Annotated in this window: 13 protein-coding genes; 8 read left to right on the top strand and 5 right to left on the bottom strand. The window is 45.9% G+C overall.

Annotated elements, in window-relative coordinates:
• Window positions 1-97: 97 nt before the first annotated feature.
• From ACMUEV_RS15020 to ACMUEV_RS15005, 4 genes are read left to right on the top strand one after another with little or no spacing between them, the layout of a single operon-like run.
• Window positions 98-583 (top strand): MSMEG_0567/Sll0786 family nitrogen starvation N-acetyltransferase, encoded by a 486-nt coding sequence (locus ACMUEV_RS15020; RefSeq protein ID WP_190649264.1) that lies wholly within the window; start codon window positions 98-100, stop codon window positions 581-583.
• A complete protein-coding gene (locus tag ACMUEV_RS15015; protein ID WP_190649263.1) occupies window positions 583-1,536 on the top strand; it encodes a sll0787 family AIR synthase-like protein in 954 nt (317 codons plus the stop codon). Before ACMUEV_RS15020 ends, ACMUEV_RS15015 begins: the two co-directional genes overlap by 1 nt.
• On the top strand, window positions 1,533-2,633 hold the full coding sequence (locus ACMUEV_RS15010; protein WP_190649261.1) for an MSMEG_0565 family glycosyltransferase: 1,101 nt from the start codon (window positions 1,533-1,535) through the stop codon (window positions 2,631-2,633). Before ACMUEV_RS15015 ends, ACMUEV_RS15010 begins: the two co-directional genes overlap by 4 nt.
• On the top strand, window positions 2,626-2,913 hold the full coding sequence (locus ACMUEV_RS15005; protein ID WP_017288325.1) for an MSMEG_0570 family nitrogen starvation response protein: 288 nt from the start codon (window positions 2,626-2,628) through the stop codon (window positions 2,911-2,913). Before ACMUEV_RS15010 ends, ACMUEV_RS15005 begins: the two co-directional genes overlap by 8 nt.
• A 45-nt stretch (window positions 2,914-2,958) precedes the next feature.
• Here the strand turns inward: ACMUEV_RS15005 and mutL are convergent, their stop codons facing one another.
• Window positions 2,959-4,596 carry a DNA mismatch repair endonuclease MutL gene (mutL, locus tag ACMUEV_RS15000; RefSeq protein WP_190649259.1) on the bottom strand — a complete coding sequence of 546 codons (1,638 nt, stop codon included), beginning with the start codon at window positions 4,594-4,596 and terminating at the stop codon, window positions 2,959-2,961.
• 223 nt (window positions 4,597-4,819) lie between these two features.
• The gene (locus tag ACMUEV_RS14995) at window positions 4,820-5,788 is read right to left on the bottom strand and encodes an aminotransferase class IV (RefSeq protein ID WP_017288327.1); all 969 of its coding nucleotides are present in this window, start codon (window positions 5,786-5,788) and stop codon (window positions 4,820-4,822) included.
• Between the two features lie 237 nt (window positions 5,789-6,025).
• Here ACMUEV_RS14995 and ACMUEV_RS14990 point away from each other — a divergent pair, with 237 nt between their 5' ends.
• From ACMUEV_RS14990 to def, 3 genes are all read left to right on the top strand, one after another.
• Entirely contained in the window at window positions 6,026-7,639 is a 1,614-nt protein-coding gene (locus tag ACMUEV_RS14990; protein WP_190649257.1) for a hypothetical protein, read from the top strand.
• 111 nt (window positions 7,640-7,750) lie between these two features.
• Entirely contained in the window at window positions 7,751-9,568 is a 1,818-nt protein-coding gene (locus ACMUEV_RS14985; RefSeq protein WP_190649255.1) for an ABC transporter ATP-binding protein, read from the top strand.
• Between the two features lie 323 nt (window positions 9,569-9,891).
• On the top strand, window positions 9,892-10,419 hold the full coding sequence (gene def, locus ACMUEV_RS14980) for a peptide deformylase (RefSeq protein WP_190649253.1): 528 nt from the start codon (window positions 9,892-9,894) through the stop codon (window positions 10,417-10,419).
• Here def and ACMUEV_RS14975 read toward each other — a convergent pair.
• The 3 genes from ACMUEV_RS14975 to argS all read right to left on the bottom strand — a co-directional run bounded on the left by ACMUEV_RS14975 (window position 10,408) and on the right by argS (window position 13,180).
• The gene (locus tag ACMUEV_RS14975) at window positions 10,408-10,779 is read right to left on the bottom strand and encodes a sulfite exporter TauE/SafE family protein (protein ID WP_017288331.1); all 372 of its coding nucleotides are present in this window, start codon (window positions 10,777-10,779) and stop codon (window positions 10,408-10,410) included. The two genes, def and ACMUEV_RS14975, sit on opposite strands and share 12 nt — an antisense overlap.
• A 44-nt stretch (window positions 10,780-10,823) precedes the next feature.
• Window positions 10,824-11,348, bottom strand: coding sequence for a GNAT family N-acetyltransferase (locus ACMUEV_RS14970; RefSeq protein ID WP_190649251.1), 525 nt, complete (start codon window positions 11,346-11,348; stop codon window positions 10,824-10,826).
• 65 nt (window positions 11,349-11,413) lie between these two features.
• Entirely contained in the window at window positions 11,414-13,180 is a 1,767-nt protein-coding gene (gene argS, locus ACMUEV_RS14965; RefSeq protein ID WP_190649249.1) for an arginine--tRNA ligase, read from the bottom strand.
• Between the two features lie 281 nt (window positions 13,181-13,461).
• Between argS and ACMUEV_RS14960 the strand changes: the two genes are divergently transcribed.
• On the top strand, window positions 13,462-14,910 hold the full coding sequence (locus ACMUEV_RS14960) for a uracil-xanthine permease family protein (RefSeq protein ID WP_242044296.1): 1,449 nt from the start codon (window positions 13,462-13,464) through the stop codon (window positions 14,908-14,910).
• Window positions 14,911-14,951: the final 41 nt, after the last annotated feature.

Here is a 14,951-nt window from a genome sequence, read left to right as displayed (position 1 = left end):
GAGGGCGAGGCAGAATCGGAGCTTAGGGACTTTATTAACCGCAAGTTCCTAGCTATCAAATTTTGAGTCTTAGCTGTCGAATTTTGAATCCTAACCTATGTCCTATCAGTTTAAACTTGCTCAATCCGCGAGAGAAGTTCAAGCTTACTTCGATCTGCGTCGATTAATTTTTACAGAAGAACAACAGCTATTTGAAGATGATGTAGACGAACTTGATCGAATTTCCTATCCGATTATTGCCGTTGATCAGGCTCAAGTTGTCGGTGTTGTGAGAATCTACGAAATCGAACCTGGCATCTGGTACGGTGGCAGATTAGGCACGCATCCAGACTATCGAAAAGGCTGGCAGATTGGCAAAGGTCTCATCTACAAAGCAGTTACCACTGCAAATACTTGGGGCTGTCAGCAATTCTTAGCCACCGTTCAGCTTCAAAATGTGCGATTCTTTCAAAGATTACATTGGCGATCGCAAAAAGAACTGATGATCTGCGATCGACCTCACCATTTGATGGAAGCTGACCTCGATTTCTATCCGCCCGGAACTGAACCGCGCCCAATTCTTGAGGTTCGGGAGGCATCTTGATGCTGTCATCTCTGGCTGACCAACTTCATCGCTCTTTGGGGTTGCTGCAAAAGCAAGATATTCAAACTGCGGCGAATGCGTTGAAATCTGACTGGAGCAATGCAAAAATTCGATTAGGGGATGATTGCGCAGCAATTCGCGATCGCGATGGCTATCTTCTCTTTGCGGCTGAGGGAATGTTGCCGCAATTTGTCGAGCAGGAGCCTTGGTTTGCGGGCTGGTCGGCAGTCATGGTGAATGTGAGTGATATCTATGCCATGGGAGGAACCCCGATCGCGGTTGTCGATACGATTTGGAGCAAAACTGGGCAGAATACGGACGCAATCTGGGAAGGAATGAGAGCTGCATCTGCGGCTTACAATGTCCCCATTGTTGGCGGACACACAAACTGCCATAGTTCTTATACAGCATTATCTGTCGCAATTCTGGGACGCGCAAATCGTGTGATTACTAGCTTTGATGCTCAACCTGGAGATTTATTATTAGTTGCTACTGATCTTCGAGGTCAACCTTATCCCAACTATCCCTTCTGGAATGCTGCAACTAATGCCGATCCAGCTCAACTGCGAAAGAATCTGTCGATTTTGCCAAAGCTCGCTGAAGCCGAACTTTGTAAGGCAGGCAAAGATATTAGTATGGGCGGCATTATTGGAACGCTGATCATGCTGCTAGAGACTTCTAACTGTGGAGCGATTCTCAATCTTGAACAAGTTCCCTGCCCGAATGAACTCGCATTGCATGAGTGGTTAGTGCATTTTCCAAGCTATGGCTTTTTATTGAGTATTGCGCCTCCTCTCGTTCAGCAGGTGCAAGCTTTATTTCGAGAACAGGATTTAGTCTGTGAAGTTGTTGGAGAGATTCAGGCGAATCCGCAGTTGATTCTACGATCGTATGGTGAATCGATCGAATTCTGGGATCTCTCTAAGCAGGGACTGACAGGGTTTGCACCATGAAAATCGCACTCCTGACTTACTCAACCAAACCGCGAGGAAGTGTCATTCATACCTTAGAGCTTGCAGAAGCTTTGCATGATTTAGGACATTCTGTTTGTGTGTTTGCGCTGGATAAAGATGGCAAGGGATTTGATTATCCGCTCTCTTGCCAGGTGCAATTGATTCCAGCCCGTCCTGCTCCATCGGAAATTGACCAACTGATTGCTCAACGGATTCAAGAATTTGTCAATTACTTCAATCAGTTTCCGCAACAGTTTGACTGCTACCATGCTCAGGATTGTTTGAGCGCAAATGCGCTAGCAATTTTGCGAGAACAAGGATATATCCCGCATTTTGTTCGCACGGTGCATCATATTGAAGACTATCAAAGTATTTATTTGCAACAGTGTCAGGATCGATCGATTCGAGAAGCTTCTCTGTGCTTTTGTGTCAGTGATCGCTGGAAGTCTGAACTTCAAGAACAGTATCAAATCAATGCTCCACGTGTGATCAATGGCGTAAACCTCAAACGATTTTCGGCTCAAAATCATTTCCTTGATTTTTCAGGTCATCCCATCTATCTGACCGTTGGCGGCATTGAACCCCGAAAAAACTCGATCCGTCTCTTGCAAGCTTTTCAGCAAGTGCGTACCCAATTTCCCAAAGCGCAATTGGTGATTGCAGGGGGAGCGACTTTATTTGACTATCAAGCGTATCGCGATGAATTTTTTGCGATCGCCGAATCTCTCAATCTAAAACACTCACTGGTGCTACTTGGCGTAGTTGCTGATGCTGACCTACCCAAGCTTTACCAAAGTGCCGATGTCTTTGTATTTCCATCTGTAAAAGAAGGTTGGGGCTTAGTCATTTTAGAAGCGATCGCTAGTAAAATTCCTGTAATTACTTCCAAACAGCCGCCGTTTACTGAATTTCTCAACGAAACGCAAGCGCTACTCGTTGATCCTTACTCAGTTGATGCGATTGCCTCAGCAATGTGTTCCGTGTTTGATTCTGCCGATTCTCTAGTCGCTCAGAGCCAATCGGTTCTCTCCCAATACACTTGGAAAATTTCCGCTCAGCAACATATTCACCACTACCAAACTTTACTTTATGCCTGAAATCCGGTTTCAAATCCGTTGGTCTGACGGAACACAAGATTCTTGCTATTCTCCCTCGCTGATTGTTAAAGAGTACTTTAGTCCCAACACAGATTACGCGCTAGACGATTTTGTTGAGCGATCGCGAACTGCCTTAAATATTGCCAGCGATCGCGTTAAAGCAAAATACGGACGACCCTGCGGGCTTGCACTCGGTCAACTGCAAGAAATTGAGGAAAAATCAAAACAGTATGCTCAGATTCCTAATGCAAAAGTCCGTGTGATTGGATTTATTGAATAGCCAGTTAACACATCCAGAAGCATTGGATTTGAGCAAGTTGGACAATTACTCAAGTCCATGACTTTTGCCAATCACCCAACTGCGGCGGAAAAATCGCGCCAAACTCGATTCTTCCAACGATAGATAAATCGGACGACCATGTGGACAAGTCCGCGGATTTCGAGTGCGCTGCCAGCGATCGATTAAACTCTGCATTTCCTCAAGCGACAATGGCACTCCATTCCGAATCGCACTTCGGCAAGCAACTGCCACCTGTGCCGCCTGCAAATCTCCCCCCAAACTCAATTCAATCAATGCATCGGCACAATCCTCGCGTTGAGCGAGTAACTCAGGAGCCGATCGGACTGCCCACAATTGCTCTCCAAACGGATCAACTTCAATCCCAATCCGCTCAAGCTGTTCGATTTGAGAGCTAGAAAGCTGATTTAGAACAATGGCCGGGTCGAGTGGAATGAGTTGCCAGCGATCGCTAATTTCTTCAAACAACACGCGCTCATGGGCAATATGCTGTTCGATTAACCACATACCTGAAGCATGTTCTGCCAAAATATATCGATTGTGAACTTGAGTCAGTGCTTTCAGCGGAGAAAGGGGAGCAGGTTCGGGACGGATTTCACGTGATACATGATAGCCCGCATCAGATTCAGCCGCTTTGATCAACTGGCTCGCTTGAGCCGTATAAAGACTATCGGGAACCGTATCAGGATGAATGCGGAGCGCTTGAGCGATCGCACTTTTTACCCGCTCCTTCCACTCATCCAGGTTGTGTACATATACTTCAGCTTTCGCAGGGTGGCGATTCCAATCGATATGTTCAGGATTAAGGTGCAGATGAACTAAGCAAATCGGATGCCGATCGCGAGGTAACGTTCGCCGAAATGCGCCTAAAATCGTTTGTTCCAGATCTGAAAATTTTACAAATCGCCCATTGATCGCAACTCTTACCCAGTCTGGGCGATGTCGATGAGCGCGGTCGGGCAATCCCAAGACTACAGAAATTCCAGGCGATTGCAGTTCTGTTAAATCCTCGATTCGCACATCTTTCAACAATTGCGGAAGCAGATCTTTCGCAGAGTGACCGCCCCAGAGATTAAACCATACGCGATCGTTTTGATAAACCTGCCAGGTGATAAGCGGATGAGCTAAAGCAATTTGATAAATCGTTTGTTGAATTGCTTTTAACTGCTGTGAAATAGATGGCAGTCCTTCCCGTCTCGCTTCCCAGATTTCAAATAAGCGATCGACAATAACAATCGTTCCGGGTGCGATCGCACCCGATTCGATTTGATTCGCTTCTCCCTCAGCGCTATAGATCACACGCCATCCCGGTTCTGAAGCAGTGCGGCTGAGGATTTCTAGATTAGAGAGTTGAGCCAGACTGTGTAATGCTTCGCCTCGAAATCCTAGACTATGAATTTGCCAGAGATCGGCGCGATCGCGAATTTTACTGGTGCTATGCGGCTGTGCAGCTTGGCGCAAGTTCTCCAAAGTCATGCCTGCCCCATTGTCTGCAACTCGTACTCGCCACTGGTCTGCCCAAATGGAAACAGTAATGCGAGTCGCTCCAGCATCAATAGCATTTTCCACGAGTTCACGAACAACTGCGGCAAGAGAGTCGATCACTTCTCCAGCGGCGATGAGGTGAATTACGTCGATCGGTAGCGGTTGAATCTGCTGTCCCATTCCTTCAGTTTACAGAAATCAAAAAGGGGATTGGAGGAATGAAAATCACAATCGCCCGAAGTTCTATCTCATTCGCCTTCAGATCCGGTCTGATGGATGGATTCGCTCAGGCAAAGCAAACAACTCTCTTCTGATGCGCTGTGAAAAAATGGTGTCTAGAAAAGAAAAAAGCCATTGCTGGAATCTCTTCAGCAATGGCAAGGGTTGGATTTTGTTTGATCAATTAGCCAACTGTAGTTAGCTCGGGAGCTGATGCAACCTTACTAGGAGCCGGAATCAGAGAGAAATCAACAGCCGGATGCGGATCAAGTCCAGTCACAGCATTGTGATACCGTTCCGCGATCGCATTGATAATCGGAGAATCCCCATACACGGTTTTCTCAACCGATTTCACAGGTGTAACCTCGCTCAAGGTTCCAACGATTCCGACTTCATCAGCGATGATCAACTCGGTACGCTCGATTGGGCGACGCTCAAACGGGATGCCCATCGATTGACATAGGCTTTCAATGATATCAACAGTGATGCTCTCTAGCGCACCTTCCCACGCTGGAGGTGTGAAAACTTTGCCATCTCGCACGACCAGAACACAAGTTTGTAGGGTTTCAGCGACTCGTCCTGATTCGTTGAGGATAATCATGTCGGAATATCCGCGATCGCGTCCTTCGATCTTGACGAAGCGAGCGATCTGATAATTTGTGCTGGTTTTCACGCGTGCAGGCAGCGCTAAATCTGACCCGCGCTTCCAAGGCGTAACCCCCAAATTCATAGGAGCAGGGCGGGTCATGGGAGTTTGATATGCGGTGAGAACGAGATTGCTCGTACTGCCTTCGCCCCAGAAGCCTTCATCGCCGTATAGAGTGGCTCTGACCCACATATTGCGATCGGGTCGCCACAGCAGTTTGACCAAATCATGATGCGCCTGCTCGAATTCTTCGTAACTCATCTCGAAAGGGATATAGAGCACTTTGGCAGAGCGAATTAAGCGATCGTAGTGTCTTCGCATTGCCACAATACCGAAACTTCCGTCCGGTTGCCAGTATCCTTTGAGACCTTCAAAAACGTTAAGTCCTCGAAGTATAGCTTCACTCGAAATATGAAAATTGGCTTCTTCCCAAAGGCAAATCTTGCCGCCAAAGTAAACATATTTCGGTTTTTGCAGTTGAGTAACAGAAGGAGGGGGTGAAACCATGAGCTTTAGATGTGAAAGTGAATAGGATAAAGTGGAGGTCAAAAAGTAATTAAGGATTCAGAGTCTCCACTCACTCTTATCGTCAATTATTGGTCTTCTGTCTAGCAATTCTACGGACATCTTCATTGAATCCTTGTATCCCTGCGCGATGTTTAAATTTTGCGCGTGAATGTCTTCGATCAAACGGGGTCGCCAAGAACCAGTATTGTGATTAGGCAATCCATACCATTGTGTGAGATGAATACTCGTTCAATTCCCAAAATTTCGGTCTGGTTAATTCTGACTCTGGCGATCGCAACGGTCTACGCCGGGTTGGCACTGAAAGATGCGTTCTCAGACGCAACCGTAATTCAGGATGATGCGCGAGTGTATTTGATCTGGATGCAGCGATTTCTCGATCCGTCGCTGTTTCTCAATGATCCAATGGCGCAATATTTTCATTCGGTTACCCCTTGGGGGTTGGGCACGCTGTATTGGCTCGCATCACAGCTTGGAATTACGCCGATCGTATTCAGCAAAATTCTACCTATACTGGTCACACTGCTTCTAGGCTGGTATGGCTATCGCTTGACTTTGGTCTTGTTTCCTGTGCCAATGGCTGGATTTCTGAGCAGCGTCATTCTGCTGCAAAGTTGCTGGCAGCGGGATGATCTGGCTTCAGGGTCTCCGCGAGCATTTTGGGCATTGTTGTTAGCTGCATTCCTTTACTATTTTGTAAAACGGGCTTGGATTGCGATCGCGCTAGTTGTGATTGCGATGGGGTTACTGTGCCCGTTAGCTGCTGTGCTGATTTGCATCTGGTTGGGATTGCGAGGACTTTGGGGACTAAAGCGCCGATCGATTCAACGAGCAGAATGGATCATTTTGGGAATTACGATCGCCATGTTACTGCCTTATGTCTTCAGTCAATCGGAGTTTGCGCCAACGGTGAATGCGGCTCAAGCCCGATTGATGCCAGAATTTCAGCCAGGGGGACGCTTGCCATTTTTCTTTCCCAATCCAATGCGGTTTTGGTTTGAGGGAACAGATAGCGGGTTTCAAGTTTCATTCAATCCGGCTGTGATTGGCTTGGGATTGTTGTTACCAGGGCTTGCTAAGTTTCGGATGCCTGAACAGTTAAAGCCTGAATGGGCTGTATTGCCACAATTAGCTGGAGCCGGAATTGTTGGCTTTTTTCTCGCTCATGCTTTGTTTGTGAAATTACACTTTCCTAGCCGATACATCACTCATAGTTGGCGGATTGCAATGGCAGTCAGTGCGGGAATTGTCATTGCGATCGCACTTGAAAAGTTAAAACCACAGCGTTGGCTCTGTGCAATGCTCGTCATCGGGATTGTTGTATTTCCGCATTTTGCTTGGAAAGATTTCCCGTATACCGGGTATGCAGGTGGTAAAAATCCAGAACTGTATGAATTCTTGAAAGTACTGCCAAAGACGACATTAACCGCTTATCTTGGCGAAGATGCAAATAATCTACCTTTACTGTCTCAGCGATCGACTTTAGTTGCTCAAGAATATGCTGTGCCATTTCATCTAGGCTATTATTTACCGATGCGGCAGAAAGCAGTCGATCTGATCAATGCACAGTATAGTGAATCACTAGAGCCTGCAAAAAAAATGATTCGGCAGTATCAAGTCACGCATTGGCTCATTGATGCGAATGCCTTTACGCCGAGCTATTTCGATAGCTATCGTTGGTTTAAGCTGTTTCAGGAAGAGAAACAACAAGCGATCGCAGTTCTAACCTCTGGAAAGGTTCCGGCGCTCTATCGAGTCATACCCAGATGTGCGATAACCACCATTTCAGGCACAACGGTTGTCGATGCCGTTTGCATACTCGCACAAAAATAGATCTTGTAATACTTGTATTATATGTAGTATGCTAGTTGATCTTACGGGCTAAGAGATATGTGATCTCAGCCAAATTTCGATTAGGGACGATCGACCATCGCCGGAGGATGTATGGCTAAATTTTTAGACATTCTCAAATATTTTCGCAACTACTGGAAGATTTCACTGTTTAGTATTGCGATGATGAGTTTGTTCGAGATTATTGACTTATCTGTGCCGTATGCGATCGGGCAAATTTTGAACGTGTTATCTGGACAACCGTTGGATCGAGTTGTACAAGGTGGCGTGAATGCGATCGCTCAACTTGGCAATTTCGAGATGACGCAAACGTTTACACTGACCTCGCTGTTAATTTTGGTCGGGCTAATTTCGGTTGGACGTGCCCCGATTCAACCTTGGTTAGGACCTTGGTTTGCTTGGGATACAGCATTTCGGGCGCGCCGAGATAATGCTGAAGCAGCGTTGAGAAAAGTATTGACGTTGCCGTTAGAATTTTACGACGAAAATAATGCGGGTAGAATTGCGGCTCGTGTTGCGAAAGGACTATCAAATCATACCTGGACTTATCCGGATCTAACGTCTCAGTTATTGCCGAAATTTTTCCGAGTCATTGGGATTTTTGCAGTTATCTGGTTTATTGAGTGGCGAATTGCGCTTCTCTTATTAGTTTCTTTCATCGGCATCTTAGCGTTTAACTTATCGGGATTAAAGCGATTATCCCAACAAGAAGAACGCTTAGATAAATATATGGAAGATACCGAAAGCCGGACTTCTGAGATTATTACCAACATTAAGACCGTTAAAGCGTTTGCGACTGAAACATCAGAACTCAAACGGCAGCAACAAAGACTCGATCGAGAATTCAAAGTCCTCGATTACCGGATTCACAAAGGGTATGTGATTCTTGGAACCTATGAACGCACGATCGTACAATCCTGTGTTTTCTTAGTCTTTGCACTGACTGTATTTGCAACGGCTCAAGGTACAATCTCGCTCGGTCATTTCATTACGACCTTTACAGTCGCGAGTATGGCGTATGCTGAGGTTGAACCGATTAGCCAATTTGCTGAGTTCTTTGCTCGTCGATATGGCTCCATGATTCGCTTCCATGAGTTTATGAAGCTCCCGGTCGGTGTGGATGCGAGTAGTCTTGCTGAGACTCCAGAAGCCGTTCCGCAGTATCAATTTACTGGAAAAGTTGAATTCTCTCATCTGAAGTTCGGGTACAGTGCCGATCGCCCTGTACTCAAAGATATCAATCTACTCATTGAACCGTATCAGACGGTGGCATTAGTCGGTCGATCAGGTTCAGGGAAATCAACGCTAGTAAAACTCTTGTTCCGTTACTTTGAACCGAATCAGGGCAAGATTCTGATTGATGGTCAAGATATCCGACGGTTAGATGTGAGCGGTTACCGGAAACGATTAGCGATCGTTCACCAAGAAGTCGATATTTTCAATGGCACGCTGCTCGATAACCTAATGTATGGCAATCCCAATGCCACGATCGAGCAAGTCCGCGAAGCCTGTAGAATCGCTCAGGCTGAGGACTTTATCAAACAGATGCCTGCGGGATATTCTACGATCGTGGGAGAACGAGGCGTTCGACTCTCAGGGGGACAACGACAGCGAATCGGGATTGCACGGGCGCTGATTGTTGATCCAGATGTGCTGATCTTTGACGAAGCAACATCGAGTTTGGACTATGAATCTGAGCGCTCGATTCAGCTAGCTATGCGATCGATTCTTGGTACGAGAACGTTGATTATCATTGCTCACCGACTGAGTACGGTGCGTGAAGCAGACAAAATTGTGGTGCTAGATCAAGGCAATATTGTTGAGGTCGGTAGCCATGATGAACTGCTCCAGCAAGGCGGATTGTATCAACGTCTGCACTCACTTCAGGAGACGGGTGAATTGCTAGCTTAGTAGCATAGATTGAATGAGGGCAAGAATCTCGCCCTCATTACTATTTCAGGACATTGAAGATTCTGTAATCTGTGTTCTTGATTAATGTGGATAGGCGCAATTAACTTGAAGATAGTTGCTGCGTTTGCGTCTCGCCCCGTATTTTCAATGCGGGTCTAACTGTGCGAAGTGGGTTGAAACCCACTGAAGAAGACGTTACGATTGGCTTGTCAGTCCAGTTTAGTGGACTTCGCAGCGTTAGCCCCGAATTCATTCCGGGGCGGGTGAGCAACGAAGCGAGAGGAACTTTGAACTTGAAAGCTGGTTTTAGGAAGGAATTTTCTATGGCTGAACTCTTAGATATTATTGAATTGGGTCATCCGATCCTGAGACAGAAAGCCCAAGACATCGACAATATTCAAGACGATCGCATTCAAACGCTCATTGATAACTTACTCGTCACGGTTAAACATGCAAATGGGGTTGGCATTGCTGCGCCTCAAGTTGCGGAGTCTTATCAACTCATGATCATCGCCTCGCGCCCAAATTTCCGATATCCGACTGCGCCATCGATGGAGCCGACCCCAATCATTAACCCGCGCATTCTCTCACATTCGACTGAGATGGTGAAAGGGTGGGAAGGATGTTTGAGTGTTCCAGGGATTCGAGGCAATGTTCCGAGATATCAAGCGATCGAGATCGAATTTCTCGATCGCTTTGGCAAGACTCAAAAAATGGAGATGACCGATTTCGTAGCCCGGATTTTTCAACATGAATTCGATCACTTTAACGGGATTGTGTTTGTCGATCGCGTTGAAAGCACCGCAGATCTGATCACCGAGAAGGAATATCAGAAGCTCTTAACGAAATAAGAGATACCGAAATCCGATCGCGAGGAGAAACACTCCGTACAACTTTTTCATTGTTTCTCCACTAATAAAAGGCTGATTGGCAAACAAAGCCCCAAAGTAATTGCCAATTACTAAGCCAACTGCAATCAAAATTGAATATTTAATATTAACGTTGCCCTTTTGGTAATAGACATAAGCCGCTAGAATCCCGATCGGTAAAATTTGTGCAGCAACGGATGTCCCGGTTGCGAATTTCTGCTCCATTCCCATCAGTAGAACCATCGCCGGAACCATAATTGCCCCGCCTCCGATTCCGAACATTCCGCCAGCAACTCCCGCAGCTAAGCCAATCAGCAAAAGCTGAACCCATACGATCGACATAATCTGAAGTCCTCGATAACCTGTCTGGATAGTACAGGATACGCTCATCTGATTTGTTCAAATCTGTCTTCAGGCTTACATTCACCATCCAAAAGGCGATACATCACATAAGCATCAACATATCCAAGTGTTTTGTGATTGAAGGCTTTTGGGAGTGTTCCAACGATCGAGAATCCGAGCTTTTGCCAAAGTGCGATCGCGGCGTGATTCGTACTCACCACAAAATTGAACTGTATCGCCAAGTAGCCCAAATTCTTAGCTTCTTGCAGACAATGTAATCCTATGGCTCGACCAATTCCTCGACCATGACAGGTTGGATCGACCATGAAGCTAGCATTTGCAACATGAGAACCGCGATCGCGTTGATTTGCAACGAGCTTATACATTCCGATAATTTGACCCTCTTCTTCTGCAACGTAAGAGAGGACTCCTGCTCCAAACCAGTATAAAAACGCATCGTCACGACTTGTATTTGAGTCAAAAACGTATGTATCTCCTGGCTCAATAACTACTTTGAAGATGTTCCAAATCGAGTGAAAATCGGACTTGATCGCGCGACGAATTAGCATCACAAAAACTGTATTGCCCTTAAATGAACCGAAGATCAGCTATCGTCGATAGCTGATCTGTATTGTTACATTCGCTCTAAAACTTGAATTCCTAACAGCGATAACCCAAGCTTTAATGTTCTCGCTGTCAAATCACAAAGCACCAATCGAGAAGTCCGTGCGGGTTCTGGTGCATTCAGAACTGGAACCCCTTGTTCGCGATCGTAGAACACATTAAACTTCTGACTCAGTTGGAACAGATAATCACACAATCGATTCGGAAATAGATCTTGCTCGACTTCGGATAAAGCAGTACTAAACTGAAGTAAATGCTTTGCGAGAGCTAATTCGGTTTCATGCTCTAGCACCATTTGCACATTAGAACCAAGTTGAGTGAAATCAATGTTCCCTTTCCGGCTAATGCCTTGAATTCGAGCATAGGCATACAACATATACGGTGCAGTATTGCCCTTGAGATCCAGCATCTTGTCGTAACTGAAGATATAGTTGCTGGTGCGATTTTGGCTCAAGTCAGCATACTTGACCGCACTCAGTCCCACAGTTTTAGCAACTTGATCAATAAAGTTCTCAGATTCTTGGCGTTCTTCAGCCACAAGCCGAGCTTCGATATCAGCACGCGCTCGTTCAACTGCCTCATCCAGTAAATCTCTCAACCGAACTGTATCACCCGATCGCGTTTTCAGTTTCTTGCCATCTTCGCCTTGTACTAATCCAAATGGAACATGCACAATCTCAACGGATTCAGGAATCCAACCCGCTCGACGTGCGACCTGAAACACTTGAGCAAAATGATTCGCTTGACCTGCATCTGTCACGTAAATTAAGCGATCGCTCTGATCCTGCTGCACTCGATATCGAATAGCTGCTAAATCCGTTGTTGCATAGTTATAACCCCCATCTGACTTTTGAATAATCAGAGGTAATGGATTGCCTTCACGATTCGTAAACCCTTCTAGGAACACACACTTCGCACCTTGATCTTCAACCAGCAAACCCAACTGATCTAAATCTTCGACAACCTGCCCTAACCGCGAATTGTAAAAAGACTCTCCCCGCTCAGTCAGTTGAATATCCAGCAAATCATAGATGACTTGAAACTCTCGACGAGACTGATCACACAACAATCTCCAAGCTCTCAACGTATCTTCTGCACCGGATTGTAATCTCACCACTTCTTGACGCGATCGCTCTTGAAACTCAGAATCTTCATCAAATCGCTGTTTTGCTTTCTTGTAAAACGCAACCAAATCACCTAAATCTAAAGCATCCGCCGTGGTCAAAGCTTCCGGCGCAACCTCTCTTAGATAAGTGATCAACATGCCAAACTGTGTTCCCCAATCGCCCACATGATTGAGCCGCAAGACATCATGACCTTGAAATTCTAAAATTCGTGCGATCGAATCTCCAATAATCGTCGATCGTAAATGTCCAACGTGCATCTCCTTCGCAATGTTCGGACTCGAAAAATCGACAACAACTTTTTTCGGCTCTTTCACCGCAGCAATGCCCAAGCGTGAATCCCCCGCCATTGCCGTTAATTGCGTTTGAAGGTAAGCAGGTTTCAGCGTCAAGTTGATGAATCCCGGCCCTGCAATCTCAGGTGATTCACAAAGATCGTCAATTTGCAACTGCTGAGAAATTTCTTGCGCGATCGCTCTCGGCGCTTTCCCCAAGCGCTTTGCCAATGACATCGCTACATTCGCTTGATAATCCCCAAACTTTGGATTACTCGTCGGAACCAGCATCGGATCAGTCCCAGCCAAATCAGCTCCAAACGCTGATACCAAAGCGGCTTCCAAGCGATTTTTTAATTCAGCGATCGTCGCATTCATATAAATTCCTAGTCCGAAAATAGCGCAAACCTATCCTAGGATACAGACTCTACTCATTTAAAAGCGATGAATCTTCAAGAAAATGCTCCACCTGAAAATCTAGAAAATTATCTAGAAAACATATCTGTAGGCAGAAGACATAATACTTCCAAAATGCATTATGAAAATTAGCTGGCTTGACCTCTGAAGATTTCTGAATTCTGTAGTAGCACTAACAACTTCTTAGATTTTTATCTGGTTGTATACAGTATGTAATCTACACCACCCTGACACATCATCTTATGACAGAGGCAAATGCAGAACTCGCCGCCTTGGATGTTCAAGAAGAGGAAGAAGAGTTAGTTAATCGATCGCAATTACTTTACGGTCTGACGGATAGGCCTCCCGTTGTGGAAGCAATCTTTGTCGCGTTTCAGCATGTTCTTGCTGCTTTTGTTGGAATTATCACCCCCCCAATCATCATTTGCAGTAGCTTAGGATTAGATGCTGCAAATACTAGCTATCTCATTAGCATGTCGCTGTTTGCTTCCGGGCTTTGTACCTTCATTCAGTGCAAGAAGATAGGACCAGTTGGTTCAGGACTCTTGAGCTTGCAGGGAACGAGTTTTGCATTCCTTGGACCCATTTTAGGAGTAGGGTCGATCGCATTACAAGGTGGAAAAACCCCAGAACAGGCACTCGCTCTAATTTTTGGAGTTTGCTTCTTTGGCTCTTTTGTCGAAATCATTCTGAGCCGATTTTTGCACCTAATGAACAAGATCATTACCCCCGTCGTATCTGGAACGGTTGTCATGATCATCGGGTTAGGTTTAATCAAGACTGGAGTAACCAGTTTGGCAGGAGGAGCCGCAGCACTGGCTAAAAATGACGGTTCATTTGGCAGTTGGCAGAATCTCGCTTTAGGCGGCACTGTATTGTTGATTGTAGTGCTGCTTACCCTGTCTAAAAATCGCTTCTTACGAATGGGTGCGATCGCAATCGGACTAGCTGTCGGCTATATCGCTTCGCTATTTATGGGAATTGTGAATTTCAGCGGGCTTAGTGCGCTTCCACTCTTTAGCCTGCCGATTCCTTTTCGATATGGAATGAGCTTCGATTGGGGAGCTTTTTTGCCGTTTATTTTGCTCTATGTCCTCACTGCTATCGAAACAGTCGGCGACTTGACTGCGACTTCTGCAGTTTCAGGGGAACCCGTGAAAGGATCGCTCTACATTCGTCGCATCAAAGGTGGTGTTTTGGGAGATGGAGTCAACTCTCTAATCGCTGCGGTGCTCAACACGTTCCCCAACACAACCTTCAGCCAAAACAATGGCGTAATCCAAATGACTGGCGTTGGCAGCCGCTATGTTGGCTTTTATGTTGCCGCAATTTTCTCGCTGCTTGGATTAGTGCCGATTGTAGGAGGTGTATTCCAAGCAATTCCTCAACCTGTTTTAGGGGGTGCGACTTTAGTGATGTTTGGCTCGATCGCAGTTGCAGGATTGAATATTGTGACTTCGGTAGAACTTGATCGACGCTCAATGATTATTGTTGCAGTTTCTTTAGGGCTAGGACTAGGCGTTGTCTTCATGCCGCAAATCTTTGCGAATAAACCTCCTTTGTTTAGCAACTTGTTCGGCTCTGCTATTTCGACCGGAGGCTTGACAGCAATCCTTCTCAGCGCGTTGCTCCCGCGTGAACTCCCCTCCTCAACTTCTAGCAAAGCTGAAAGACTTGCGGAAGTTGAATAATTGAGCCGAATTCGTCGCGAACATCAGAATCCATTGGTTTT

It is taken from the genome of Leptolyngbya sp. FACHB-1624 (genome assembly GCF_047649235.1).
GTDB lineage: Bacteria > Cyanobacteriota > Cyanobacteriia > Leptolyngbyales > Leptolyngbyaceae > Leptolyngbya > Leptolyngbya boryana.
This window is presented reverse-complemented; position numbering and strand designations above follow the sequence as displayed.